Here is a 24650-nt window from a genome sequence, read left to right as displayed (position 1 = left end):
GCCACAGTCCAGTGCCGTCACTGCCGAGGCTCGGCCCCGCCGGGCAGCCCATCCAGCACCGCACACGCCTCCCGCACGACCCGGTCCACCAGTTCCGCGCACGAGGGCAGGTCCTCGATGAGTCCGGTGACCTGCCCCGAGGCCATGACACCCGTGTCCGTGCGGCCCTCCACCATCGAGGACTTGAGCAGCATCGGGGTGTTGGCCGCGAGCAGCACCTGACTCCATGTCAAGTCCTTGCCGTGCTTCAGGGCCAGTCCGTCCCGGACCATCTGCGGCCAGCTCAGGCCGGACACGGCGCGGAACGACGCGGCGTGCCGGACGGCGCGGAGCAGAGCGGTGAGGCGGCCGGAGCGTTCCAGGGAGCCGACGAGTTCGCTGCGCAGCATCCGGTGCGGCAGGCCGTCGACCGCCGTGGTGACGGTGACGTCCCGGACCGTCGCCGCCAGGTAGCGGGCCTTCACCGCGTCGGGCACCGTGCTGTCCGAGGTGAGCAGGAAGCGGGTGCCCATGGCGATACCTGCGGCCCCGTACGCCAGGGTCGCGACCAGGCCGCGTCCGTCGAAGAAGCCGCCCGCCGCGATCACCGGGATGTCGACGGCGTCGACGACCTGGGGCAGCAGGACGGTGGTCGCCACCTCGCCGGTGTGGCCACCGCCCTCGCCGCCCTGGACCACCACCGCGTCGGCGCCCCAGGCGGCGACCTTCTCCGCGTGCCGGCGGGCGCCGACGGACGGAATGACGACCACGCCCGCGTCCTTCAGCCGCGCGATCAGCTCCCGGGACGGCGCGAGGGCGAACGAGGCGACCCGCACGCCCTCGTCGATGATGATCCGCACCCGCTCCTCCGCGTCCCCCGCGTCGGCGCGGAGGTTGACCCCGAACGGCGCGTCCGTGCGGCCTTGCACCTCGCGTATCGCGGACCGCAGCTGGTCGGGTGTCATGGTCGCCGACCCGAGGATGCCCAGTGCTCCGGCCGCCGCGGTGGCCGAGACGAGCCGGGGGCCGGCGACCCAGCCCATCCCGGTCTGGACGACCGGATGCCGGACTCCGGCCAGCCGGGTGAGCGGGGTGTCGATGTGGCGGGTGGCCACTGCCGTCCTCGACTCCTTTCCGTGAGCAGCCAGTTGGGTCAGGTCCACCGGCTGTCCGGGCGCCGTCATGAGCGGACCTCCCGGTCGCGCAGCCCACGCGGATCGAGCACCTCGCGGATCAGCCGGAGCTCCTCGGCCGTCGGCTCCCGCGTGAACGGCACCCCGGTCGGAGCGGTCGACCCCTGGGCAGCCGCCGACTCCTGGACACTCGCCGACTCTTGGACATCCGCCTGCCCGGACGGCGCGCCGGGCTCCGCCGGATCCCCCTGCCCGGACGGATCGGCCGCCTCGGACGAGTGCGCCGCCCCGGACGAGTTCTCCGCCCGGGACGGATCCGCCGCCCCGGACGCGACCGCCAGCGGGAACCCCGTCGCCGCCACGACATCGTCGACCGTCACCCCCGGGTGCACGGAGACCAGCCGCATCGACCGGTCCGGGGTCTCGAAGTCGAAGACCCCCAGATCGCTGACGACCCGTGGGAGGCGGTGGAAGCGGGTGGCCGACGGGCCCGCTGCCGCCGCCCGGTCGTAGCCCACGCCGCAGACCATGTCGACCCGCTCGACGAACACCCGCCGGGAGTGCCGGGGCACCCAGTAACTCGTCGCGTGGTTGAGAGTGTTGACGGGTGCTCCGCGAACCCCCAGCAACTGCCGGTCGGGGCGTTCCCAGTCACCGATACAGGCGATGTTCTGGTTGCCGTGCCGGTCGAGCTGTGAGGCGCCCATCATCACGTGGCGCCTGCCCCCGGCGGCCATGGCCAGGTGCCGGTGGAACGGCAGCCAGCCCTCCACCACCCGTGCCGTGCCGCCCAGTTCCGGTACGTCCCCGATGAGCAGCGCCTCCCCGTCGGTGAGCAGCAGATCGGGCGCGAACGTCAGCCGGGCCAGCCGGGCCGCGATCGTCGGCACCGTGCCCATCGGACTCGCCAGGATCTCCCCGGCACCGCGCCAGGCCTCGGCGCACGCCACCACGCAGTACTCGGCGCGGGTCGCCGCCGCCCTTCCGGAAACCGCCCTTCCGGAAACCGCCGGTTCGGAGTCCGCCGGAATGGAGCCCGCCGTCATGGAGTTCGCCGGTCCGGACGTCATCGCTGCTCCTCCTGCCATGCCGCCACCGCGGCCCGGTAGGCGTGTTCACCGCCGGAGAGAAAGCGGTCGGTGAAGGTCCGCCAGGCCGCAGGGTCCGCGGCGGCGGTCGCGTATGCCCTCTGGAACGGCTCGTCACGGTCGTAGTCGGGGGCGCATGAAGTGAAGTGCGCGCCGTTCGGCGCTTCGATGACCCCGGTGACATGGCTCCGGGGAATGAGCAGCGTCTGCGGACCACCCGCGTCGAGGAGCTTCGCGCTGTCCACGATCCGCTCGCACGAGACATAGGCGGTCGAGGCCGCCGCACAGAAGAGGTCGTCGAAGTACGGATCGGGGCCCAGATACTGACCGTTGCCGTGCGAGTCCGCCCGGTTGAGGTGGACCAGGGAGACATCCGGGCGGAGGGCGGGGACGGCGACGAGCTCCTCCGCGTCCTCGTACGGCGATCTCACCGTCCGCAGCCCCGGGTTGATCCGCAACACGTCCGAACCGAGCCCGGCCCGGACCGGCATGAAGGGCAGCCGGTGGGCGGCCGCGGTCAGACCCCACTGGAACATCGCCTCGTCCAGCTCCACCAGCTCGAACGCCCCCCGCTCCCGCGCCGCCCGGTAGTGCGGTTCCAGCGGGATCGAATCGAGCGTCACGAACGCGGTGACCAGCTTCCGGATCCGGCCCGCGGCGGCCAGCAGTCCCACGTCCGGGCCGCCGTACGCGATCACGGTCAGGTCGGTGACACCGGACCGCAGCAGCGCCCGCACCAGGGCCATCGGCTTGCGCCGGGAACCCCAGCCGCCGATGCCGACCGTCATCCCGCTCTCCAGCCGGCCGACGGCCTCCTCGGCGGTCATCGTCTTGTCGGTGCTCACCGCGCCTCCTCTGCGGAACGGGGGGAATGCGCCGCACCTTCCGAAGTTCCCGATGCCGCCGTAGGCGTGGAAGGAGGCGAACGGTCCGGTTTGCGGGTGACGAACGCCTCACGGTGCCGGCCGGCCACCCCGCTGAGATTCGCCTCGAATGTGAACCCCTGCTCGTAGCGGTAGCTGCGCCGCACGTCGACAGGGTCGATGCCGTTGATCGCGGCCTTCGCCAGGCGCAGCAGGTAGCCGTCCTTCGCCGCGATCTCCCGGGCCAGCGCCAACGCCGCGTCCAGCAGCCGCTCCCGGGGGACGACCTCCCAGACCGAGCCGTGCCGGTGCAGCTCCTCGGCGGTGGCGGTGCGGGAGGTGAAGTACAGCGCGCGCATCAGATGCTGCGGCACCAGCCGGGCGAGGTGCGTGGCCGCGCCGAGCGCGCCCCGGTCCAGCTCGGGCAGCCCGAACGTCGCGTCGTCACTCGCCACGACGGCGTCCGCGTTGCCGACCAGGCCGATGCCGCCGCCCAGGCAGAAGCCCGCCACGGCGGCCACCACCGGAACCTCGCACTCGTAGACCGCGGCGAAGGCCTCGTAGCAGCCCCGGTTGGCGCCCAGCAGCGCGCCGTGGCCCTCCTCCCGCTGCATCTCCTTGAGGTCGACGCCCGCGTTGAAGCCGCGTCCGGCGGCGGTCAGCACGACACAGCGCACGGCCGGGTCGCGTCCGGCGGCGCGTACCGCGTCGGCCAGCTCGTACCAGCCCCGCACCGGCAGGGCGTTGACGGGCGGGTAGTCGACGGTGACAACGGCCAGTCCCGCGTCGGGGACGGAGGTGGAGACACCCATGAGCGAATCCGCTACCTTTCCACCAAACGTTTGTTAGGTGGGACGGTAGCAGCGGTCGGCGCGCCGCGGGAGGTGCGAGGTGGGCATCGAACTGGACCTGGCGGGACGCGTGGTCGTGGTCACCGGCGGCACCCGCGGGGTCGGAGCGGGCATCGCGCGGGCGTTTCTGCGGGCCGGTGCCCGGGTGGTGGCCGCCGCGCGGCGACCGCCCGGCGAACCGGTCACGGCAGCGGGGCGGACCGCGGACTTCCACCCCCTGGACCTGCGGGACGCCCCGGCCGTCGGGGCCTTCTTCACCGGGATCGCCGACCTGTACGGCCGGCTGGACTGCCTCGTCAACAACGCCGGGGGCACGCCCCACCGGCTGCTCGCGGACGCCGGACCCGAACGCCACGCCCGGGTCGTCGAACTGAACCTCACCGGCGCCCTCGCCGCCTCCCTCGCCGCCCACGCGGTGATGACGGAGCACCGGACACCGGGGTCGGTGATCATGATCGGCAGTGTGAGCGGCGACCGCCCCTCGCCGGGGACGGCGGCCTACGGCGCGGCCAAGGCGGGGCTGGAGAGCCTCGCCCGCTCGATGGCGGTGGAGTGGGCGCCGGACGTCCGCGTCAACACCCTCGTCCTCGGCATGGTGCGCACCGAGCTCTCCCGGCTGCACTACGGGGACGCCGCCGGGGTGGCCGCCGTCGGCCGGACGGTCCCGCTGGGCCGGCTGGCCGAGCCCGACGAGGCCGGCGACGCCGCCGTCTTCCTCGCCTCCGACCGCGCCGCGTACATCACCGGGGCCAGCCTGCTCGTCCACGGGGGCGGGGAGCGCCCCGCGTTCCTGGACGCGGCGAACACGACCGGTCCACCCGCGGACGGCGTCGACCGGACCCGCCCGCGGTGAGCCGGGCCGGCCTCGCGCTGGCGTCCCGCACGATCCGCCGGCCGAAGGTGCCGTGGTGAGGGGGCATGAAGGGCCCCGGGCCATGGCGTCGCGGGAACCGTCGGCCGGCAGGGGGCCGGCCGGCACAGCACTGTCCATCGAAGCCGAACTGCCGACGGAGAAGCCGAAGTGCCGACGGAGGAGTGCGGAATGACCGGAATCTGCAGCGGGCGCGTCGTCGTGCTGACCGGGGCGGGGCGTGGGCTCGGGCGGGCGCACGCCCTGGCCTTCGCCGCCGAGGGTGCCCGCGTCGTCGTGAACGACCTCGGCGTCGGCCCGGACGGTGCGGGAGGCTCGTCGGGCCCGGCCCAGCACGTCGTGGACGAGATCAGGGCCGCCGGCGGTGAGGCGGTCGCCCACACGGGCGACATCGCGACCGTCACGGGCGCCGCCTCGCTCGTCACCACCGCGCTCGACACCTTCGGCCGCCTCGACACCCTGGTCAACAACGCCGGATTCCTGCGGGACCGGATGCTCGTCAACCTGGACGAGGACGACTGGGACGCCGTCGTCCGCGTCCATCTCACAGGCCATTTCCTGCCCCTGCGGCACGCGGCGGCGCACTGGCGGGCCGAGGCGAAGGCGGGGCGCACCCCCGCGGCCCGCGTGATCAACACCAGCTCCGGCGCCGGACTGCTCGGCAGCGTCGGGCAGGGCAACTACTCCGCCGCCAAGGCCGGGATCGTCGCCCTCACCCTCGTCGCCGCCGCCGAGATGGGCCGCTACGGCATCCAGGTGAACGCCGTGGCCCCCGCAGCCCGCACCCGGATGACCGAACGGACCTTCGAGGAGGCCATGGCGGCGCCGGGTGACGGCGCGTTCGACGCGATGGCCCCGGAGAACGTCTCCCCGCTCGTCGTCTGGCTGGGCTCGCAAGGCTCCGCCGGGGTGACGGGCCGGGTCTTCGAGGCCGAAGCGGGCCGGATCACTGTGATGGAGGGCTGGAGGGCCGGTCCCACCGTGGACAAGGGGGCGCGCTGGACGCCCGCCGAGGCCGGTGACGTGGCGCTGGGACTGCTGGCCGACGCCCGGCCCCCGGAGCCGGTGTACGGCGCGGGCTGACCGCAGGGCGGTGGCCCGCCGGCGTCCGCCGGACACCCGGCGGTCGCGGGAGCCGCGTATGCCGTTGGAGGCGGAGGCGGAGGCGGAGGCGGAGGCGGAGGCGGAGGCAGGGGCAGGGGCAGGGGCAGAGGCGGAGCGCCGGGGCCCGGGACGTATCCGCCCCGGGCCCCACCGGCGAACGCGTGCGGCGTGCGCCCACCGACGAGGAGGTCCACGCACGCCGTCACGCCAGCGCGAGGGTCACACCCTCACGCGCCGGCACACCGGCGTGCCGGTGGCCGACCACGCCGACCGGACGCCGCCGACACCGCTCGCGCCGCCGCCGTCCGGACGTCCGTCCGCCGCGAACAGCTCCCGCCGCGATGCCTCAGCGGGACATGGCGCGCGACCAGCCGCGGGCCACGGCCTTCTTGGCCTTGACGGTCTGCGCCTCGCTCGGGAACCGCGGCACGCCTTCCACCTCCGGCAGCCAGGCGGCGGCGATCTCGTGCAGCGTCCCGTCCGCCTTCATGGCGTCCATGAGGACCGGGCGCGCATAGCCGTCGAGCCGGTGGTTCTGGCCCTCGGCGCTGAACAGGTACTCCTGCCACAGCCGGGCGGCCGCCGGGTGCGGGGCCTCCTTGTTGATCGCCTGGGTGTAGTACTGGGCGAAGACGCCGTCGGTGGGGACGGTGACCTGCCAGTCCATGCCCTTGTCGCGGAACTGGTCGGCGTATCCGGCGTTCAGGTAGTCCCAGTCGACGCTGATGGGCGTCTTGCCGTTCGAGACGGTGGCCGGGGTCGACTCGACGGGGTTGAAGTTGCCCCGGCTCTTGAGCTTCCGGAAGTAGTCCAGGCCCGGCCCGATGTCGTTGAAGGACCCGTTGTTGGCCAGCGCCGCCGCGTACACCACCCCGAAGGCCGAGCCCGACTTGTTGGGGTTGCCGTTGATGGCGACCTTCCCCGCGTACTCGGGCCGCAGCAGCTGGGCGAACGACTCCGGGCAGGTTTCGACCCGGTTGGCGTCGCAGCCGATCGAGATGTAACCGCCGTAGTCGTTGTACCAGCGGGCCCGCGGGTCCTTCTGGGTCTTCGGGATCTTGTTGAACGGCTCGACCTTGTAGGTGGCCAGCAGGCCCTCCCGGGCCGCGTCCCGGGCGAACGAACCGCCGACATCGAGGATGTCCGGTGTGTGGTTCTTGCCCTTCTTGGCCTTGACCGCCTTGATTTCGTCCTCGCTGGACCCATCAGGGTTGGCCACGTGCACCGTGATGCCGTACTTCTTCTCGAAGCCGTCGATCAGGTCGCCGTAGTTCGCCCAGTCGCGCGGGATGGCGACCGCGTTCAGCCGCCCCTCCTTCTTCGCCGTGGCGACCAGGGCTTCCATCCCACCCGCGTCCTCGGCTGAGGTGGCGACCGAGGCGTTCTTGCTCTCGACGGCATCCTTCGTCAGGGCGCCACAGGCGCTCAGGGGCAGGGCCGCAAGGGCGAGGCAGCCGCTCAAAGCGACAGCTTGGGCACGATGGGCGATCACAAGGGGCTCCCGGGACTCCGAACAAGGCTGCAAAAGACAACTGCACAACTACACGCTGTGTCAATAACGGGCCAGTGAACACAGGGCGACAGCGTGTGTAAAGGGGTGAGGCGCGGGAAGCGGGTCGCCGTGGCGCGGTCCGGGCCAATGGGGCGCGTGCGGACCGGGGTGCCCCGAACGGACGAACAGGACGCGCGGCCGGCGCGGCCCCCGGGCTGCAATGGTGAGGTGACCGCGGCCCCGGACGACTGTCTCGCTCACAACGACTGGATCTGCGGCGCGTATCTCAGCACCCGCCGCGAGGTCCTCCTCGACGCGTTCCTGGAACACCTCCGCATCACCTCGGCAGCGGTCGGACTCGCGCTCCTCCTCGCCGTCCCGCTGGCGCTCCTCGCCCGGCGCCGCCGCTGGGCCGCGCCGCCCGTCCTCGGCGTCACCACGGTGCTCTACACGATTCCCTCGCTGGCCATGTTCTCGCTGCTCCTGCCGCTGTACGGGCTCTCGGAGTCCGTCGTCGTCGCCGGGCTGGTGCTGTACTCGCTCACTCTGCTCGTCCGCAACATCCTCGCGGGACTCGACGGCGTCCCCGCGGACGTCCGGGAAGCGGCCCGCGGACTCGGCTACGGACCGCTGCGCCTGCTGCTCGCCGTCGAACTGCCCCTCGCCGTACCGGTCGTCATGGCCGGGGTGCGGATCGCGACCGTGTCCGCCGTATCGCTCGCGACCCTCGGGGCCGTCGTCGGCCACGGCGGACTCGGCAACCTCATCAACACCGGCATGAACAGCTACTTCAAGGCCCAGGTGCTCACCGCCTCCGCGCTCTGCGTCGCCCTCGCCGTCGGCGCCGACCTGCTGCTCCTCGGCGTGCAGCGGCTGCTCACCCCCTGGCAGCGGCACCGGGCGGCCCGGTGAACACCACGGCACAGGCGGCGCGTTGGCTCTCCGACCCGGCGCACTGGGCCGGAGCGGACGGCATCGGGAACCGGCTCGCCGAACACGCCTGGCTCACCGCGGTCTGTCTGATCGTCAGCTGCCTCATCGCGCTGCCGGTCGCCGTCGTCCTGGGACACCTCGGCCGCGGCGGCGTGCTCGCCGTCAACGTCTCCAACGTGGGCCGCGCCGTTCCCACGTTCGCCGTGCTGGTGCTGCTCCTGCTGAGCCCGGTCGGCCGGTACGGGGAAGGGCCCACGATGATCGCCCTGGTGCTGTTCGCCGTGCCGCCGCTGCTCACCAACGCCTACGTCGGTGTGCGGGGAGCCGACCCGGACGTCGTGGAGGCCGCCCGGGGCATGGGCATGACCGGCCGTCAGCTGCTGTGGAACGTCGAACTGCCGCTGGCCATGCCGCTGGTGCTCACCGGTGTGCGCATCGCGGCCGTCCAGCTCGTCGCCACCGCCACCATCGCCGCCCTCGCCGGGGGCGGCGGGCTGGGGCGGATCATCACCGCCGGCTTCAGCCTCGCCAGCACCCCGCAGGTCATCGCGGGCGCGCTGCTCGTGGCCCTGCTCGCCCTGTGCGTGGAAGGGACGTTCGTCGGCGCGAAACGGCTGGCGCCCGCCTGGCTGCGCGGGCGGACGGGGTGAAGCCGACGGTGCGCAGCAGACCGGCGGTCCGAGGAGGTTCGGCCGTCCGCAGGAGGCCGGCGGCCCGCGCCGGCACGGTCCTGATGGCCGTCCTGCTGCTGACCGGCTGCGCGACCGGGCCCGCCTTGGAACGCCGGGGCGAAGTCACCGGAGCCCCGCACGGCGGCCGGCACCTCACCGTGGCGTCGGCGGGCTTCACCGAGAGCGAGCTGCTGGCGCAGATGTACGCCCTGCTGCTCGGCAGGGCCGGGTACCGGACCGACATCCTGACCGTCGGCAACCGAGAGCTGTACGAACCCGCCCTGGAGAGCGGCCGGATCGACGTCGTCCCCGAGTACGCCGCCACCCTCGCCGACTGGCTGCGGGCCAAGCAGCACGGCCCCGACGCCAAGCCCGTCGCTTCGCCCGACCTCGACGCCACCCTGCGGGCCCTGCGGCCCCTCGCCGCCGCCCGCGGTCTCACGGTCCTGGAACCGGGCCGGGCCGTCGACCGCAACGCCTTCGCCGTCAGCCGCTCCTTCGCCGCCCGCCACCGGCTGACCACCCTCTCCCAACTGGGCGCCTCCGGACTGCGGGTGCGCCTGGCGGCCGGTGACGAATGCGTCCGCCGGCCGTACTGTCTGCCCGGCCTGCGCCGCCGGTACGGCATCCGGGTCACCGGAGTCGACCCCAAGGGCGTGGGCACCACCCAGGCGAAACAGGCGGTCGCGTCGGGCCGGGACCAGCTGGTGCTGACCACCGGTACCGACGGCACACTCGACAGCTTCGGCCTGGTCCTCCTCGCGGACGACCGGCAGCTGCAGAACGCCGACCACATCGTGCCCGTGCTCCACGCCGGCCGGGCCCGCGACACCCGGGCCGTGAACGCGCTGAACGCGCTCAACCAGGTGCTGACCACCGAGGACCTGACGCGGCTCAACGAGCAGGTGGACAGCTGGCGCCGGCTGCCCGCCGATGTGGCCCGCTCGTACCTCCGGGAGAAGCGGCTCATCTGACCCACGGGGTGCCCGCAGAAGCCGCTCTGACACCCGCGGTGCCGCAGCAGCCGCGAGGGGTGCACGCGGCGTGGCGGGGGGAGGGAGACCCGCCACGCCGCCATGCACCGCCCCGGGCGCGTCACCCGTCCTGGTGGCCGACCTCCACGTCCTCCAGGATGCCCAGGGCGTCCGGCACCAGGACGGCGGCCGAGAAGTAGGCGCTCACCAGGTAGGAGATGACGGCCTTCTCGTCGATCCCCATGAACCGCACATTGAGCCCCGGCTGCACCTCGTCCGGAATCCCCGTCTGGCGCAGGCCGACCACACCCTGGTCGGCCTCCCCGGTCCGCAGCGCGAGGATCGAACTCGTCCGCGCCTCGGTGACCGGGATCTTGTTGCACGGCAGCAGCGGAATGCCCCGCCAGGCCCGCACCTGCTGCCCCATGTACTCCACTCCCTGCGGGTAGAGCCCCCGGCGGTTGCACTCCCGGCCGAACGCCGCGATGGTCGTCGGGTGCGCCAGCAGCAGCTGCGTCTTCCGGCGCCGCGAGATCAGTTCGTCGAGGTCGTCGGGGGTGGGCGGGCCGCTGCGGGTGTGGATGCGCTGCTTGAGGTCGGCGTTGTGGAGGAGGCCGAACTCGCGGTTGTTGATGAGTTCGTGTTCCTGGCGTTCGCGGAGGGCTTCGACGGTGAGGCGGAGCTGTTGCTCGACCTGGTTCATGGGTTCGTTGTAGAGGTCGGCGACGCGGCTGTGGACCCGGAGGACGGTCTGCGCGACGCTCAGCTCGTACTCGCGCGGCGCGAGCTCGTAGTCCACGAACGTGCCCGGCAGCGCGAACTCGCCGCTGTGCCCCGAGGCCAGCTCGATGGCCGCCTCACCGTGCTTGTTCTGCGGGAGATGGGGCGCCGCGCGGAACTCCTCCAGATGCGCCTGGAGTGCTTCGGACCGCGCGGTGACCTCGTCCAGCGCGTGCCGGGGGAGGGCCAGTACGGTGCAGGTGGTCGCGGCCCGGAGGGTGAAGGGCCAGTCGCCGCCCTGCCCGGTCAGCAGGTCCTCGCCGATGTGGTCGCCGTCGGCGACGACGCCCAGCACCGTGCGGTCGCCGTACTTCCCGGTGCCCAGCTTGTCGGCCTTGCCGTGCGCGATGAGAAGGACGCGGTCCACCGGCTGTCCGGCTTCCACGATCGTCTGCCCCGCGGCGATCTCCCGCTGCACGAACCGGTCGGCCAGCGCCTCCAGCACCGAAGCGTTGTCGAAGGAGCGCAACTGGGGGAGTTCCCGCAGCTCGGCGGGGATCACCCGGACCTCGGCTCCGGTGGTGACGAACTCGACGCGCCCGTCCCCCAGTGTGTGGGTGAGACGCCGGTTGACCCGGTACGTGCCGGCGGTGACCTCGGCCCAGGGCAGCGCGCGCAGCAGCCACCGCGAGGAGATCCCCTGCATCTGGGGGACCGACTTGGTCGTGGTGGCCAGGTTCCGCGCCGCGGCGGTCGCCAGACTGAGCTGGGGCTGCCGCCCGTCCTCGGAGGCGGAACTCATTTCCACAGACGTGGTCATCGGGGAATGTCACCCATTTCTGTGCGGTACGTGTCGTGGAACAGCCGGTTCGGCACCGGCTGTTCACGGGAAGAGCTCGGCTGTGCACCGGACCGTGCCGGTGCGGCGGACAGCATGCGAAATCCGGTCCGCTGTGCTGTCGTTGTACGAGGAATCTTGTGCGAGGAGCCTTGTGCGGGAGTTGTGGGAGTTGCGGGAAAGGGCGCGGACCTAATGCCCGACTTCCACGTTCTCCAGAATTCCCATGGCGTCCGGGACAAGAACCGCGGCGGAATAATAGGCGCTCACCAGATAGGAGATGATGGCCTTTTCGTCGATCCCCATGAAGCGCACCGAGAGGCCCGGCTCGTACTCGTCCTCGATCCCGGTGCGGTGCAGCCCGATGACGCCCTGGGCGGCCTCGCCGGTGCGCAGCACCATCATGGAGCTGGTGCGTGCGCCGGTGACGGGGATCTTGTTGCACGGGAAGATCGGCACGCCGCGCCAGGCGGGGACCGAGTGCCCCTGGACATCGACCGCGTCCGGGTGCACTCCACGCCGGTTGCACTCCCGGCCGAAGGCGGCGATGGCCTTCGGATGCGCCAGGATCAGTCCCGGGTCCTTCCACACCGTGGCCAGCAGTTCGTCGAGGTCGTCGGGGGTGGGCGGGCCGCTGCGGGTGTGGATGCGCTGCTTGAGGTCGGCGTTGTGGAGGAGGCCGAACTCGCGGTTGTTGATGAGTTCGTGTTCCTGGCGTTCGCGGAGGGCTTCGACGGTGAGGCGGAGCTGTTGCTCGACCTGGTTCATGGGTTCGTTGTAGAGGTCGGCGACGCGGCTGTGGACCCGGAGGACGGTCTGCGCGACGCTCAGCTCGTACTCGCGCGGCGCGAGCTCGTAGTCCACGAACGTGCCCGCCACCGCCGGCTCCCCGGTGTGGCCCGAGGCCACCTCGATCGCCGCCTCCCCCTCGGCGTTCCGCCGCCGCTGACGGGGGAGTTCGGCCCGGCGGCGCAGATGGCCGCGCAGCTCCTCCGACCCCTGCGCCACCTCGTCGAAGTCCTGCCGCGGCAGGGCCAGAACGGTGCAGGCGGTGACGGCCTTCAGGCTGTACGACCAGTCCGCCTCGGGGGCGGCGATCGCCTGGTCACCGAAGTGTGCGCCATCGGCCAGCACCTCCACCACGGACTGCTCGTCGTACGGTCCCGGGGCGAGCTTCGTCGCCTTGCCGTGCGCGATGAGGAAGAGGTGGTCGGCGGGGCGGCCGGCCTCGGCGATCAGCTCACCGGCCGCGTACTCGCGCTGCACGAAACGGTCCGCCAGCGCGTCGAGCACCCCGCTGTCGCCGAAATCGCGCAGCAGCGGCAACTCGCCCAGCTCCGCCGGGATGACCCGCACTTCGGCCCCGGTCGTGACGAACTCGATCCGGCCGTCCCCGAGGGTGTGGCTCAGCCGGCGGTTGACCCGATAGGCGCCCCCCGGCACCTGGACCCACGGCAGCAGCCGGAGCAGCCAGCGTGAGGTGATTCCCTGCATCTGTGGAACGGACTTTGTCGTTGTCGCCAAATTGCGGGCAGCTGCCGTCCCCAGGCTCAGCTGCGACTGACCGTCCTCAGCGGAAGAATTCGAATCCACCGACGTGGTCATAATGGACGCCCACCCATCTTTGTGCAGAAGACTTTCTCGGTGAGAAATCAGTAACCGCAGCTGATAACTCCGCGGCGGGAACCGTTTGTCACCGCCAGCGAAGCTATCAGCGTCCACCGGAACTCCGGAATCGCTCGAACGAGTGGGTTGATCTTCGAATTAGCGAGCAGACATGGGTGCTTGGGCGGCGTGCGCCGGAGCGGCGGCGCACCCGGACAGGGACAGTGGCGGCGGCGGGTCGCAGCGGCAATGACCGCTGGGCACGGTGACGACGGCGGTGGCCGCAGCCGTGGTCCCGGTCCACGGAGACCCGGTGGTGGCTCGGAGCGCAGGCGGCTCGGAACGGGGGGAGTGAGCTCACCCTCCGGGCCACCTCGCTACAGCCGGCGGCACCTCACCGCGAACGGTGTCGCCTCTCAGCGACGGCAGGTGAGGCCTCACGGTGAGAGGTGACCTCGCGGCGACGGCAGGTGACACCTCACAGCGACGGTTCGGCCGGACCCGTCCCGAGCGTGGTGGTGCCCGGCGCAGGCCGATGGCCGAGCCCCGTGCGGTATGCGTCGAGCGCCGCCTCGGTCCGCCCCTCGCGGCGCAGCAGATCGCCGAGGAGCCGGCAGATGTCGGCGAGGTCCCCGGCCGCGCCCGAGTGCTCCAGCAGGGACAGGGCCTCGCAGTAGTGCCGTTCCGCTTCGTCGGCCGCCCCGCCGTCGTCGGCGATCATCCCCAGCAGCCGGTGGGCGCCCGCAGCGTGCACCGCCCCGCGCTCCGGGCCGAGGGCGGCGCCGATCCCGTCGAGCATGCGCCCCAGCAGCGCCGCCGCCTCCTCGCACCGGCCGCGCCGCCGCAGCACGTCCGCCAGCTCCACCTCCACCTGCGCCGTGAACAGCTGGGCCCGCTTGGACGCCAGCATCTCCCGGGCGGTGCGCAGCTCGGATTCGGCTGTCTCCAGGTCCCCGTCCTGCGCGTGCACATAGCCGCGCATCCAGTGGCAGTGCGCCAGCTCGGTGCGGATGTGCAACTGCCGGTAGAGCTCCTGTGCCTTGGTGAGCGAGGCATCGGCCTCCGCCACCCGGCCCTCGGCGATCATGGCGCGGGCCACGCCGCGGTGCATCCGGGCCACCAGCGCCGGATCACTGATGCTCGGGGCGAGCGCCAGCGCGAATTCGGCGCTCTGTGCGGCCCGCGCGTACGCGCCCATGTCCATGTACGGGGCGATGGCCGCGCTGTGCAGCAGCGCCAGCGCGTCCGGGTCGTGCAGGCCGCTGCGGTTCAGCTCGTCGATCGCCGACTCCAGCAGGTAGCAGGAGTAGCGGAGTTCCCCGGCGAGCAGATGGGCGACGGCGCGGCCCCGTACGGCGGCGGCCCGGCGCGGCAGGGGCTCCCCGGCCAGCAGCAGCTCGGCCGCCTCGAAGCTCTCCCGGGCCTCGGTGAGCTCGCCCAGGTCCAGCGCACAGTCGCCGAGGGCGATCAGCGCCTCCGCCCGCTCCGCCGTGAAGCCGTGCCGCTCGGCGGTGACCAGCAGCTTGCGCACCAGCTCCGCGGCCTCCCCGGCATCCCCCGCGCCGAGCAGCTGCCGGGCGTCGGTGAGCCCCAGCCGCAGTTCGGTGGCGAGGTGCGCGGGCCGCCCGGTGGCCAGCTCGTCCACGCTGGTGCCCAGCCGCTCCGCGAGGTGGCGCAGCGCGGTCTCGGAGGGACGGACCCGCCCCGACTCCAGGGTGGAGATGTAGGCGGCGGTGTACTCCGGTTCGGCCAGTTGCCGCTGTGTCAGCCCGAGCTCGGTGCGCAGTCGCTGCACCCGTCGGCCGATCCCGGTGTCCCCGGCCCGGCCGCCGCCGGCACTGGTGCTGCTCGCCATCCGTCCCGTCCCCCTCAGCGGCCGCCCGTCGGGCCCCCTGGCCGGGAGCGGCCCCACTGGTTTGATCCGCCGTTAAGGCTAGTTAACTATGGGCTTAATGGCCATGGGTGCGACGGACCAGGAGGACAATTGACCAGCTACCGGCAGCCCGGACTCGTGCTCACGGACCATCACTTCCAGGTGCCCCTCGATCACGCCGCACCGGACGGCGAGCAGCTCGAGCTCTACGCCCGCGAGGTGACGGCCCCGGGCCGGCAGGGCGAGGAACTGCCCTGGCTGGTCTACCTGGAGGGCGGCCCCGGATGCGGCGCCCGGCGGCCCGTCGGGGCCACCGACTGGGTGCAGCGGGCCGTGCAGGATTACCGCGTCCTGCTGCTCGACCAGCGCGGAACCGGCCGCTCCACGCCCGCCTGCCGGCAGACCCTGCCGCTGCGCGGCGGCCCGCGGGAGCAGGCCGACTACCTGGCCCGCTTCCGCGCCGACGCGATCGTGGCGGACTGCGAGTGGATCCGCCCCCGGCTGACCGGCGGCGCGCCCTGGACCGTGCTCGGCCAGAGCTTCGGCGGCTTCTGCGCCGTCCACTACCTCAGCGCCGCCCCCGAGGGCCTGCGCGGCGCCCTGATCACCGGCGGTCTGCCCTCGCTCGACGCGGGGCCCGACGACGTCTACCGCGCCGCCTATCCCCGGGTCGCCCGCCGCAACCGCGCCCACTACGCCCGCTATCCGCAGGACGTCGAGGCAGCCCGGCGGATCGCCGCCCGGCTGCGCGAACACCCCGCCGAACTGCCCGGCGGCCACCGCCTCACCGTCGAGGCCTTCCAGTCCCTGGGCACCCTGCTCGGCGGCACCGGCGGATCCCACCGGCTGCACTACCTGCTCGAGGGCGCCTTCGTCCGCACCGCGTCCGGCCCGCAGCTCTCCGACGCGTTCCTCGAAGCCGTCCGCGGGGTGGTCTCCGGCGCGGCGAGCCCGCTCTACGCCCTGCTCCACGAGTCGATCTACGCACAGGACGGGACCGCCACGGGCTGGGCGGCGCAGCGGGTGCGGTCCGAGTTCCCGGAGTTCGACGCCGGACGGGCCCTGGACGGCGGGGAGCCGGTGCTCTTCACCGGGGAGATGATCTACCCCTGGATGCTCGACACCGACCCGGCCCTGCGCCCGCTCCGCGACACCGGCCGGCTGCTGGCCGAACGCACCGGCTGGACACCGCTGTACGACCCGGAGCGGCTCGCCGCCAACGAGGTTCCGGTCGCCGCGGCGGTGTACCACGACGACATGTACGTGGATGCCGCCCACGCCCTGCGCACCGCGCGCGCCATCGGCGGCCTGCGCAGCTGGGTCACCGACGAATTCGAGCACGACGGCGTCCGCAGCAGCGGTCCCCGCGTCCTGGACCGGCTGCTCGCCCTGGTGCGGGACGAGGTGTGAGCAGCTCGGGGCGGGGACGGTAGCGGGAGTGGAGACTGAAGGTGCTCCGCTATGACGGGGCCGGACGCTCTCGGCGGCCGTTCACGTGCGGGCAGGGTCGGCGCCTCAGAAGTGCACCCCCGCGCGCTTGGCCAGCTTGGTCAGACGCGGGTTGCTGCGGCGGTGCAGCGAGGTCAGCACACGCATCAGCTCTTGGCTCGTCGGATGGACGCGGGCCATCTCCGGTGCGATCTCCCAAGCCTCTTCGAGCGACGCCATGGCGGAGTCACGGTCCCCCAGGGCGAGGTGTGACCGGCCGAGATTCATGTGCAGGGGGCCGATGCGCGTCGCGGGCAGTGAGGTGCCGCCCCGGACCAGGTCGGCGGCGGTGTCCAGCGCCGTGCGGTGCTGCTCCAGGTCGGAGTACATCGAGATGACATGGGTGGCCGTCTGTTCCGGCCCGAAGTGGATGCCGTGTTCGTCGGCGTCCCCGCCGTAGTCCTCGGCCGTCCGCCAGGCCGCCCGGATGTGCCCCTCAGCGGCACCCTTGTCCTTCAGACGACCGGCCAGTGTCAGCCCGCGAAGGTGCAGGATGCCCAGGCCGAATGCCCGGTCGCGCCCCTCCAGAGTGGATTCGGCCGCCACGACCGCGCGGTCCACGACGGCCATTCCGCCTGCGAAATCACCGGAGTTGAGGAAGGCTCCGGCCTCGTCACGGGCGGCCACGGTGGTGGCCACCGGGTGGGCGCGCTCGGCGGCCGACCGTTGCTTTATGACGGCCAGTTCGGCGAGGTGCATCCATCGGTGCCGGGCCGCCAGCCAGTAGACCACGCTGTACGTGTCGGCCACCCGGGTCCAGGCGGTGGGTGACTGGGTCGCGTGGGCGTGGTGGGTGGCGTCGGCCAGCACCTCGGGGAGCTTTCGGAGGACGGCCGACAGCTCCGTCCGGTAGCGGTGTTCGTTCAGCTCGGCCAGCTTGCGTGGGAGGTCCTCGGGATGCGCCGGAGGGCCGTCCGGGATGTCGAATCGGCGGATGGCGTGGTTGAGCGCCGTCAAGCTGTTCTCGTCGGCGCGCTCGACGGGTGCAGTGCCCAGCAGTTCATCCAGCGTCAGGCTCATGGCCCGGGCGAGAGCGGCGGCAATGCCCTGGGTCAGTGCACGGTCGCCCACCTCGATCTTGCTGAGCAACGAGACCGAAACGCCCGCACGCCGGGCAAGGGCCACTTGACTGAAGCCGCGTGCCTTTCGGCGGACGGCCACGTTCGCACCGGGTCCGGGAATCTGCGTAGCGCTCATGGTGTGCGTCTTCCCCGCTCGACTGCCGCTGGTTCGATTCCATCGTCTCACTCACAGCACGCGGGTGCTCGCTCGTTGTGCAAGGGCTGTGCAAGTTCGCTCCGTGCCACGGAAGTTCTCTTGGGTGAGACAGAAGTGCCGACAGGACGAGGAGTCATGGCAGCGACACAGGACAAGCCACCGACAGTGCTCAGCCACGGCGAGTTGCCGTATCCGCGAGGCACGCTCGTCGGGAACGTGGAGACCGGGCGCACGGGCGAACTGCAGGGTGTGGTCGAGGAGCGCACCAAGGAGGGCAACAGGCTCGTCAGCCGGACCGCCTACATGCGACCCAGAGGAGGTGGCCGTGAATGGGAGGCTCCTTTGACCCACATCCGGCCCGTCGACGAGAACGAGTGAGGCTGCCGACCAAGCGCGCTGCCCTCATCGCTCCGGGGGATGTGATCGGGTACGAGGGGCAGTGGCGCACGGTCGGGGCGGTCGGTACCGACCGGGGGCCGATGGGCGGGCTGGCGGTGGTCGTCGTCTGGCAGGAAGGCGGTGCTGCCCGCTTCCCGGCGGGGGACGAGCTGCTGTTGGGGACCCCGGAACCCCCAGTCGCGTAACGCTTCCGGAACCTTCCTGGACCTGGGACCGCCCCGGCGCCGGTCAGGTCCCCGGGGTGGTCCGGTATGCGAGCCACGTCCGTGGCTCCGGCAGGAAGAGGCGGGAGGCCGGCAGTGCCTCCGGAGCACGGCGTGGTGCGGTCCGGTGGAGCGAGCCTGCCGGTGTCCTCGGAGACAGTGTCAGGCGCCGATTAAGCAAACTGACTTACTTTCACCAACTGTTATATGACAGCCCATTGCCGCTCATTACCGTTCCCTCTAGGTTGACTCGCTGATTAACAGCGCTTACGTCGGCGCTTATCGGCATGCTCCGTCCCCGCCCCCACCCGGGAGGAACGCAGTGCACATAGGCAGATTTCGCGCGGCCGTCGGGCTTGTCACCGGACTGGTGCTCGCCGCCACCGCCCCGTTCGCGGCCGCTTCGGATTCCGGGGCGGCCGCTGTGGCGTCCGGCCGGGACCGTGCCACGCACCGGGTCGAGTACTTCTCGTCACCGACCGGCCATCCCCGTTCCGTCGAGGTCCCGGTCCGCGCTCCCGGGCGCATCGGCCGCGGAGCGGGCCCGGTGGCGGGCGACGGTGAGGTGACGCCCGTCGTCGAGAACGGCCCGACCGAGGAGAAGCTCGACGTCGTCGTCATCGGTGACGGCTATACCGCCGGCGAGTTGGACCGGTTCCGCACCGACGCCCGGGAGAAGTGGGACGAGATCACGGGCGTTCAGCCGTACAGCACCTACCGGAACCTCTTCAACGTGTGGGCGGTCGACGCGGTCTCGCGTGACTCCGGCGTCTCCGGCGACCCGGATCAGGAGACGGTCAGGGACACCGCGCTGCACAGCTACTTCTGGTGCGACGGCCTGGAGCGGCTCCTCTGTGTCGACACGGACGCCGTCGAGCGCTACGCCGCCCACGCGCCCGAGGCCGACCTCGTCGTCGTGGTGGCCAACAGTGCCAAGTACGGCGGTGCCGGGTACAACGACGTCGTCTCCCCGCTGGGATACGAGGGCATCGCGACCGTCGCCGGGGGTAACGAGAAGTCGGGCCAGGTGGCCGTGCACGAGACCGGACACTCCCTGGGGAAGCTCGCCGACGAGTACGTCTACGACGAGTACGGGGAGTACACCGGGCCCGAGCCGGGCGAGGTGAACACCTCCACGCACACGGCGGACGAACTCGCGGAGCTGCGCGTGAAGTGGTTCCGTTGGCTCGGCGAGCCGACCCCCGACGGCGGGGTCACCGGGACTTTCGAAGGGGGTGGCTACTACCCGCGCGGCCTGTACCGGCCCAGCGAGAACTCGATCATGCGCACCCTGGGGCGGGAGTTCAACAGCGTCGGCCGTGAAGCGATGATCGCGGGGTTCTACCGGCACGCCACCGTCCTCGCCGGCAGCCCCGCCACCGACCGTCGGCTCACGCGCCGGGACACGGTCCGCCTCCGGGTGCCCCGGCTCGCCGGGACGCACCGTCAGCCGGCCGTGCGCTGGTACCTGGACGGCAAGGAGGTCAGGCGGCTGCGCGGGGAGCGGACCGTGGCCGTGCGGCGCGTCATCCCGCCCTGGGACCGGCGCCTGCACCGGCTCACGGCCGTCGCTCACGACCCCACGCGCGCGGTCCGCGACCCGGCGCTCCGCGCCGAGCTCACCGACGTCCTCACCTGGCGCGCCGGGCGCTGATCCGGGGCGGTCGCGGGACCGGCCGCCCCCGCGGCACCGACGCGCCCGGACGCGTCGGGGGCCGTACGGGGCGGCCCTCGCGGAACCCCGCACCCCCGCCGCTTCCCGGCTGCTCCGAACCCAGGCGGTATTGACAAAGGGGGTTGCCGGTTCTGCGATGTCCTCATGACCGACCCGGAGAACCTGGACGAGGTACTGGCGAACGTGGGGCCGCGGCTCCGCCGCATCCGGAAGGAGCGCGGCGCCACGCTCACCGCCCTCTCAGCCGTCACGGGCATCTCGGTGAGCACGCTCTCCCGGCTCGAATCGGGCGGCCGTCGGCCGAGCCTGGAACTGCTGCTGCCCATCGCCCGGGCCCACCAGGTCCCGCTCGACCGGCTGGTCGGCGCACCCCCGGTCGGCGACCCCCGGGTCCGCTCCGAGCCCGTCGAGCGGGGTGGCAGAACGATGCTGCCGCTGACCCGGCGGCCCGGTGGCCTCCAGGCGTACAAGGTGGTCGTTCCGGCCCGGAGCGAGGAACCCGACCCGCGCACCCATGAGGGCTACGAGTGGCTGTACGTGCTCTCCGGACGCCTGCGCCTCGTACTGGCCGAACACGACCTGGTGCTGGGGCCGGGGGAGGCGGCGGAGTTCGACACCCGGCTGCCGCACTGGTTCGGGTCGGCGGGCGAGGAGCCGGTCGAATTCCTGAGCCTCTTCGGCCCGCAGGGCGAGCGCATGCACGTACGGGCGCAGCCGCGCCGCAGGGGCTGACCGGAGCCCGGCAACGGTAGCCGGTCCGCACGGAGCGGGCGTTCTCCGGTGGTCGCTCCCGGCCCAGCCCCGACCGGCCCAGCCCCGACCGGCCCAGTCCCCGGCCCGGCCCCCGCGGCACCCGGCCCCCCGACCCCAGCTCCCTTGATGCCCGGCCCCGGCTCCCCGCCCCGGCTCGTCTGCCCCGAGCCCGTCGATGCGCCCCGCCGCCGCCCCGGCAGGGCCCCGTCGCACACCGGGCACCGCCGCCACGCCACGCCCCGAAAAACGTCCGCGATGGCCTGTTCCTCGAACCGAGCGACCGCTTAGTATGCGACCGGTGCGGGGCACGCCGCGCCCTGTCGACGTTCGTTGGAGGCCACCCGATGAAGGCATGGCGAGTGCACGAGAACGGCGAGCCCCGCGAGGTGATGCGCCTCGACGAGGTGCCGGACCCGGCCGCCGGGCCGGGACAGCTCCTGCTGCGGGTCCGGGCCGTCAACATCAACTTCCCGGACGCACTGCTCTGCCGCGGCCAGTACCAGGTGCGGCCACCGCTCCCCTTCACGCCGGGCGTCGAGATCTGCGGAGAGATCGTCGCCGTGGGGGAGGGCGCCGAGGGGCGGGTCGGGGACCGGGTGCTCGCCCAGCCGCCACTGCCCCGGGGTGGCTTCGCCGAACTCGCGGTCGCCGACGCCGCCACCGTACGGCCCGCGCCCGACTCCCTCGACGACGCCGAGGCCGCCGCACTGCACATCGGCTACCAGACCGGCTGGTTCGGCCTGCACCGGCGGGCGCACCTGCAGCCGGGGGAGACCCTGCTGGTGCACGCCGCCGCGGGCGGGGTCGGCAGCGCGGCCGTGCAGCTCGGGAAGGCCGCGGGCGCCACCGTCATCGGCGTCGTCGGCGGCCCCGACAAGGCCCGCACCGCCCGCGAACTCGGCTGCGACCTCGTCATCGACCGGCGCACCGAGGACATCGTGGCCGCGGTGAAGGAGGCGACCGGCGGCCGGGGCGCCGATGTCGTCTACGACCCGGTCGGCGGCGATGCCTACGCCAAGTCCGTCAAGTGCATCGCGTTCGAGGGCCGGCTGCTGGTCGTCGGCTTCGCGAGCGGGGCCGTCCCCAGCCCCGGCCTCAACCACGCCCTGGTGAAGAACTACGCGATCGTCGGCCTGCACTGGGGCCTCTACAACGCCCACGACCCGGCCGCGATCGACGCCTGTCACCGCGAGCTCACCGAGCTCGCCGCGCGGGGCGCGATCAAGCCCCTGGTCAGCGAACGGGTGGCCCTCGCCGACGCGGCGGACGCCGTGCAGCGCGTGGCCGACGGCACCACCACCGGCCGCATCGTCGTCACCCCCAACTGACCCCACGCCACTGACCGGAAGGAGCCGCGCCATGGCACGCACCGAGGCCGCGGGAGCCCCCGACGCCGACACCGGTGAACTGCGCCGCCGGGTGGCCGCCCTGCTCGACGCGCACGACCCCGCCACCACCGACCGGGCCGCTTTCCTCCGCGCCCGGTTCGACGCCGGGCTCGCCTGGGTGCACTACCCCGTCGGCCTCGGCGGCCTGGACCTGCCCCGTTCCCTCCAGGCCGTCGTCGACGCCGAACTGGAGGCAGCCGGCGCCCCCGACAACGATCCCCGCCGGATCGGCATCGGCCTCGGCATGGCCGCCCCCACGATCCTCACCTACGGCACCCAGGAGCAGCGGCGCCGCTTCCTGCGGCCGCTGTGGCTGGGCGAGGAGGTGTGGTGCCAGCTGTTCAGCGAGCCCGGAGCCGGCTCCGACCTCGCGGCGCTCGCCACGCGGGCCGTACGGGACGGGGACGACTGGATCGTCGACGGCCAGAAGGTGTGGACGTCCAGCGCCCACACCGCACGCTGGGCCATCCTCATCGCCCGAACCGACCCGGACGTGCCCAAGCACCGCGGCATCACCTACTTCGTCTGCGACATGACCGCCCCGGGCGTCGAGGTCCGGCCGCTGCGCCAGATCACCGGCGAGGCCGAGTTCAACGAGGTCTTCCTGAGCGGCGTCCGCATCCCCGACCGTCACCGGCTCGGCGAGGTCGGAGACGGGTGGAAGGTCGCTCAGACGACGCTGATGAACGAGCGGGTCGCCATCGGCGGCGGCCGGGTGCCCCGTGAGGGAGGCATGATCGGACTGGTCGCCGGCCTCTGGCGGGAACGGCCCGAACTGCGCACCCACGCCCTGCACCAGCGGCTGCTGGAGCTGTGGGTGGACGCGGAGACGGCACGGCTCGCGGGGGAACGGCTGCGTCAGCAGCTGGCCGCCGGGGCCCCCGGGCCCGAGGGGTCGGCGATGAAGCTGGCCTTCGCCCGGCTCAACCAGGAGATCAGCGGACTGGAGGTCGAACTCCTCGGCGAGGACGGCCTGCTCTACGAGGACTGGACGATGCGCCGCCCCGAACTGGTCGACTTCACCGGACGGGACGCCGGCTACCGCTACCTCCGGGCCAAGGGCAACTCCATCGAGGGCGGCACCACCGAGGTGCTGCTCAACATCGTCGCCGAGCGCGTCCTGGGCCTGCCGGCCGAGCCCCGTACCGACAAGGACATCCCCTGGAAGGAGCTCGCCCGATGAGCGGCACCGAGCCCACATCCGGACCGGACCTGCTGTACTCCGAGACCGAGAACGACCTGCGGGCGGCGGTCCGTTCCCTGCTCGCCGACCGCTGCGACCCGTCCGCGGTCCTGCGGTTCGTCGACTCCGGCCGGCGTTACGACCGGGAGGTGTGGCAGACCCTCGCCACCGGCATGGGCATCGCCGGGCTGCTCGTGCCCGAGAAGCTGGGCGGCCAGGGCGCCTCCGCGCGGGAGGCGGCGGTCGTGGCGGAGGAGCTCGGCCGGAGCACGGCCCCGGTGCCCTACCTGACGGGCGCGGTGCTCCCCGTGGAGGCGCTGCTCGGCTGCGACACCGACGACCGGGACGTGGCCGGCCTGCTCGGCGCGGTCGCCGCCGGCCGGACCCTCGCCGTCCTCGCCCTCCCGCTGTCCACCGGACCGTTCCCCTCCGGCACCGCCCAGCCCACTGCAGACCTGCCCACCGTCGCCCTGCCCACCGCCGTGCGGGCCACCGCGGACGGACGGCTCGACGGACGGATCGGCAGCGTCGCCGATGCCGCGGGCGCCGACCTCCTGCTCGTCCCGGCCCACGGGCCGGAAGGAGCAGGACTGTACGCCGTGGAGGCGGCCGCCCCGGGCGTCACCGTCGACCCGAGGGTCCCGCTCGACCTGACCCGCCCGCTCGCCGGGATCACCCTCGCCGACGCACCGGCCCGCCGCCTGGCCGGACCCGGCCGCGCCGAGGAGGCCGTGGCGCGGGCTCTGACGGCGGGTGCCGGACTGCTCGCCTCCGAACAACTGGGGCTGGCCGAGTGGTGCTTGGCGGAGACCGTCCGCTACACCGGTGAACGGCACCAGTTCAACCGGCCGGTCGGCTCCTTCCAGGCCCTCAAGCACCGGTTGGCGCGGCTCTGGCTGGAGATCGTCTCGGCCCGCGCCGCCGCACGGAACGCCGCCGACGCCCTGGCGACCCGGAGCCCCGACCGGCAGGTCGCGGTGGCCGTCGCGCAGGCCTCCTGCTCCCGGGTCGCCGTCCGGGCCGCCGAGGAGTGCGTACAGCTGCACGGCGGCATCGGCATGACCTGGGAGCACCCGGCCCACCTCTATCTGAAGCGCGCCAAGGCGGACGAGATCGCCTTCGGCACGCCGGGGCACCACCGGGACGCCCTGGCCCGGCTGGTCGATCTGGCCCCGCCGGCCGGTACGGACTGAGGCGGACGAGGGACGCGACGGGATGAGGGACGCGGCGGGGCGAGGGACGCGGCGGGACGAGGGACGCGGGGGGGGGGGGGGGGGGGGGGGGGGGGGGGGGGGGGAGGGGGGGGGGGAAGGGGGGGGGGGGGGGGGGGGGGGGGGGGGGGGGGGGG

Annotated in this window: 22 protein-coding genes; 13 read left to right on the top strand and 9 right to left on the bottom strand. The window is 72.9% G+C overall.

From position 1 onward, the window contains the following. Window positions 1-17: 17 nt before the first annotated feature. From AC3EQ1_RS13765 to AC3EQ1_RS13750, 4 genes are read right to left on the bottom strand one after another with little or no spacing between them, the layout of a single operon-like run. A complete protein-coding gene (locus tag AC3EQ1_RS13765) occupies window positions 18-1163 on the bottom strand; it encodes an NAD(P)H-dependent flavin oxidoreductase (protein WP_432094611.1) in 1146 nt (381 codons plus the stop codon). Then, on the bottom strand, window positions 1160-2182 hold the full coding sequence (locus AC3EQ1_RS13760; protein ID WP_432094610.1) for a CoA-transferase subunit beta: 1023 nt from the start codon (window positions 2180-2182) through the stop codon (window positions 1160-1162). Before AC3EQ1_RS13760 ends, AC3EQ1_RS13765 begins: the two co-directional genes overlap by 4 nt. Continuing rightward, the gene (locus AC3EQ1_RS13755) at window positions 2179-3027 is read right to left on the bottom strand and encodes a CoA transferase subunit A (RefSeq protein ID WP_432094682.1); all 849 of its coding nucleotides are present in this window, start codon (window positions 3025-3027) and stop codon (window positions 2179-2181) included. The genes AC3EQ1_RS13760 and AC3EQ1_RS13755 overlap by 4 nt, the downstream gene beginning before the upstream one ends. A gap of 14 nt (window positions 3028-3041) precedes the next feature. Next, window positions 3042-3875: an enoyl-CoA hydratase family protein gene (locus AC3EQ1_RS13750; protein WP_432094609.1), complete on the bottom strand. Its 834-nt coding sequence runs from the start codon at window positions 3873-3875 to the stop codon at window positions 3042-3044. A 79-nt stretch (window positions 3876-3954) separates the two neighbouring features. On the opposite strand from AC3EQ1_RS13750, the gene AC3EQ1_RS13745 reads away from it, so the two are divergent. Next, window positions 3955-4767, top strand: a complete 813-nt coding sequence (locus AC3EQ1_RS13745; RefSeq protein ID WP_432094608.1) for an SDR family oxidoreductase — start codon at window positions 3955-3957, stop codon at window positions 4765-4767. Window positions 4768-4956: 189 nt separating this feature from the next. Beyond that, entirely contained in the window at window positions 4957-5868 is a 912-nt protein-coding gene (locus tag AC3EQ1_RS13740; protein WP_432094607.1) for an SDR family oxidoreductase, read from the top strand. 367 nt (window positions 5869-6235) lie between these two features. Here AC3EQ1_RS13740 and AC3EQ1_RS13735 read toward each other — a convergent pair whose 3' ends face one another. Continuing rightward, entirely contained in the window at window positions 6236-7351 is a 1116-nt protein-coding gene (locus AC3EQ1_RS13735) for an ABC transporter substrate-binding protein (protein WP_432094606.1), read from the bottom strand. A gap of 258 nt (window positions 7352-7609) precedes the next feature. On the opposite strand from AC3EQ1_RS13735, the gene AC3EQ1_RS13730 reads away from it, so the two are divergent. The 3 genes from AC3EQ1_RS13730 to AC3EQ1_RS13720 all read left to right on the top strand — a co-directional run bounded on the left by AC3EQ1_RS13730 (window position 7610) and on the right by AC3EQ1_RS13720 (window position 9959). Beyond that, window positions 7610-8293, top strand: coding sequence for an ABC transporter permease (locus tag AC3EQ1_RS13730; RefSeq protein ID WP_432094605.1), 684 nt, complete (start codon window positions 7610-7612; stop codon window positions 8291-8293). Further along, entirely contained in the window at window positions 8290-8964 is a 675-nt protein-coding gene (locus AC3EQ1_RS13725) for an ABC transporter permease (RefSeq protein WP_432094604.1), read from the top strand. Before AC3EQ1_RS13730 ends, AC3EQ1_RS13725 begins: the two co-directional genes overlap by 4 nt. Before the next feature lie 83 nt (window positions 8965-9047). Then, complete coding sequence (locus tag AC3EQ1_RS13720) at window positions 9048-9959, top strand: ABC transporter substrate-binding protein (RefSeq protein WP_432094681.1); 912 nt, start codon at window positions 9048-9050, stop codon at window positions 9957-9959. 121 nt (window positions 9960-10080) lie between these two features. Here AC3EQ1_RS13720 and AC3EQ1_RS13715 read toward each other — a convergent pair whose 3' ends face one another. The 3 genes from AC3EQ1_RS13715 to AC3EQ1_RS13705 all read right to left on the bottom strand — a co-directional run bounded on the left by AC3EQ1_RS13715 (window position 10081) and on the right by AC3EQ1_RS13705 (window position 14977). Then, complete coding sequence (locus tag AC3EQ1_RS13715; protein ID WP_432094603.1) at window positions 10081-11499, bottom strand: family 2B encapsulin nanocompartment shell protein; 1419 nt, start codon at window positions 11497-11499, stop codon at window positions 10081-10083. Window positions 11500-11709: 210 nt separating this feature from the next. After that, on the bottom strand, window positions 11710-13122 hold the full coding sequence (locus AC3EQ1_RS13710) for a family 2B encapsulin nanocompartment shell protein (protein ID WP_432094602.1): 1413 nt from the start codon (window positions 13120-13122) through the stop codon (window positions 11710-11712). A gap of 478 nt (window positions 13123-13600) precedes the next feature. Then, window positions 13601-14977 carry a helix-turn-helix domain-containing protein gene (locus tag AC3EQ1_RS13705; RefSeq protein ID WP_432094601.1) on the bottom strand — a complete coding sequence of 459 codons (1377 nt, stop codon included), beginning with the start codon at window positions 14975-14977 and terminating at the stop codon, window positions 13601-13603. Between the two features lie 129 nt (window positions 14978-15106). Between AC3EQ1_RS13705 and AC3EQ1_RS13700 the strand changes: the two genes are divergently transcribed. Beyond that, window positions 15107-16405 (top strand): alpha/beta fold hydrolase, encoded by a 1299-nt coding sequence (locus tag AC3EQ1_RS13700; protein ID WP_432094600.1) that lies wholly within the window; start codon window positions 15107-15109, stop codon window positions 16403-16405. 105 nt (window positions 16406-16510) lie between these two features. Here the strand turns inward: AC3EQ1_RS13700 and AC3EQ1_RS13695 are convergent, their stop codons facing one another. Continuing rightward, entirely contained in the window at window positions 16511-17680 is a 1170-nt protein-coding gene (locus tag AC3EQ1_RS13695; RefSeq protein WP_432094599.1) for a helix-turn-helix domain-containing protein, read from the bottom strand. A gap of 156 nt (window positions 17681-17836) precedes the next feature. On the opposite strand from AC3EQ1_RS13695, the gene AC3EQ1_RS13690 reads away from it, so the two are divergent. From AC3EQ1_RS13690 to AC3EQ1_RS13660, 7 genes are all read left to right on the top strand, one after another. Next, a complete protein-coding gene (locus AC3EQ1_RS13690; RefSeq protein ID WP_432094598.1) occupies window positions 17837-18079 on the top strand; it encodes a hypothetical protein in 243 nt (80 codons plus the stop codon). Next, window positions 18031-18285, top strand: coding sequence for a hypothetical protein (locus AC3EQ1_RS13685; protein WP_432094597.1), 255 nt, complete (start codon window positions 18031-18033; stop codon window positions 18283-18285). Before AC3EQ1_RS13690 ends, AC3EQ1_RS13685 begins: the two co-directional genes overlap by 49 nt. Before the next feature lie 340 nt (window positions 18286-18625). Then, window positions 18626-19957: a M64 family metallopeptidase gene (locus tag AC3EQ1_RS13680; RefSeq protein WP_432094596.1), complete on the top strand. Its 1332-nt coding sequence runs from the start codon at window positions 18626-18628 to the stop codon at window positions 19955-19957. Window positions 19958-20122: 165 nt separating this feature from the next. Further along, window positions 20123-20710 (top strand): helix-turn-helix domain-containing protein, encoded by a 588-nt coding sequence (locus AC3EQ1_RS13675; protein WP_432094595.1) that lies wholly within the window; start codon window positions 20123-20125, stop codon window positions 20708-20710. Between the two features lie 365 nt (window positions 20711-21075). Further along, window positions 21076-22059 carry an NADPH:quinone oxidoreductase family protein gene (locus tag AC3EQ1_RS13670; RefSeq protein ID WP_432094594.1) on the top strand — a complete coding sequence of 328 codons (984 nt, stop codon included), beginning with the start codon at window positions 21076-21078 and terminating at the stop codon, window positions 22057-22059. 31 nt (window positions 22060-22090) lie between these two features. Further along, window positions 22091-23302, top strand: coding sequence for an acyl-CoA dehydrogenase family protein (locus tag AC3EQ1_RS13665; protein ID WP_432094593.1), 1212 nt, complete (start codon window positions 22091-22093; stop codon window positions 23300-23302). After that, complete coding sequence (locus tag AC3EQ1_RS13660) at window positions 23299-24495, top strand: acyl-CoA dehydrogenase family protein (RefSeq protein WP_432094592.1); 1197 nt, start codon at window positions 23299-23301, stop codon at window positions 24493-24495. Before AC3EQ1_RS13665 ends, AC3EQ1_RS13660 begins: the two co-directional genes overlap by 4 nt. Window positions 24496-24650: the final 155 nt, after the last annotated feature.

It is taken from the genome of Streptomyces sp. bgisy100, from assembly GCF_057709105.1.
This window is presented reverse-complemented; position numbering and strand designations above follow the sequence as displayed.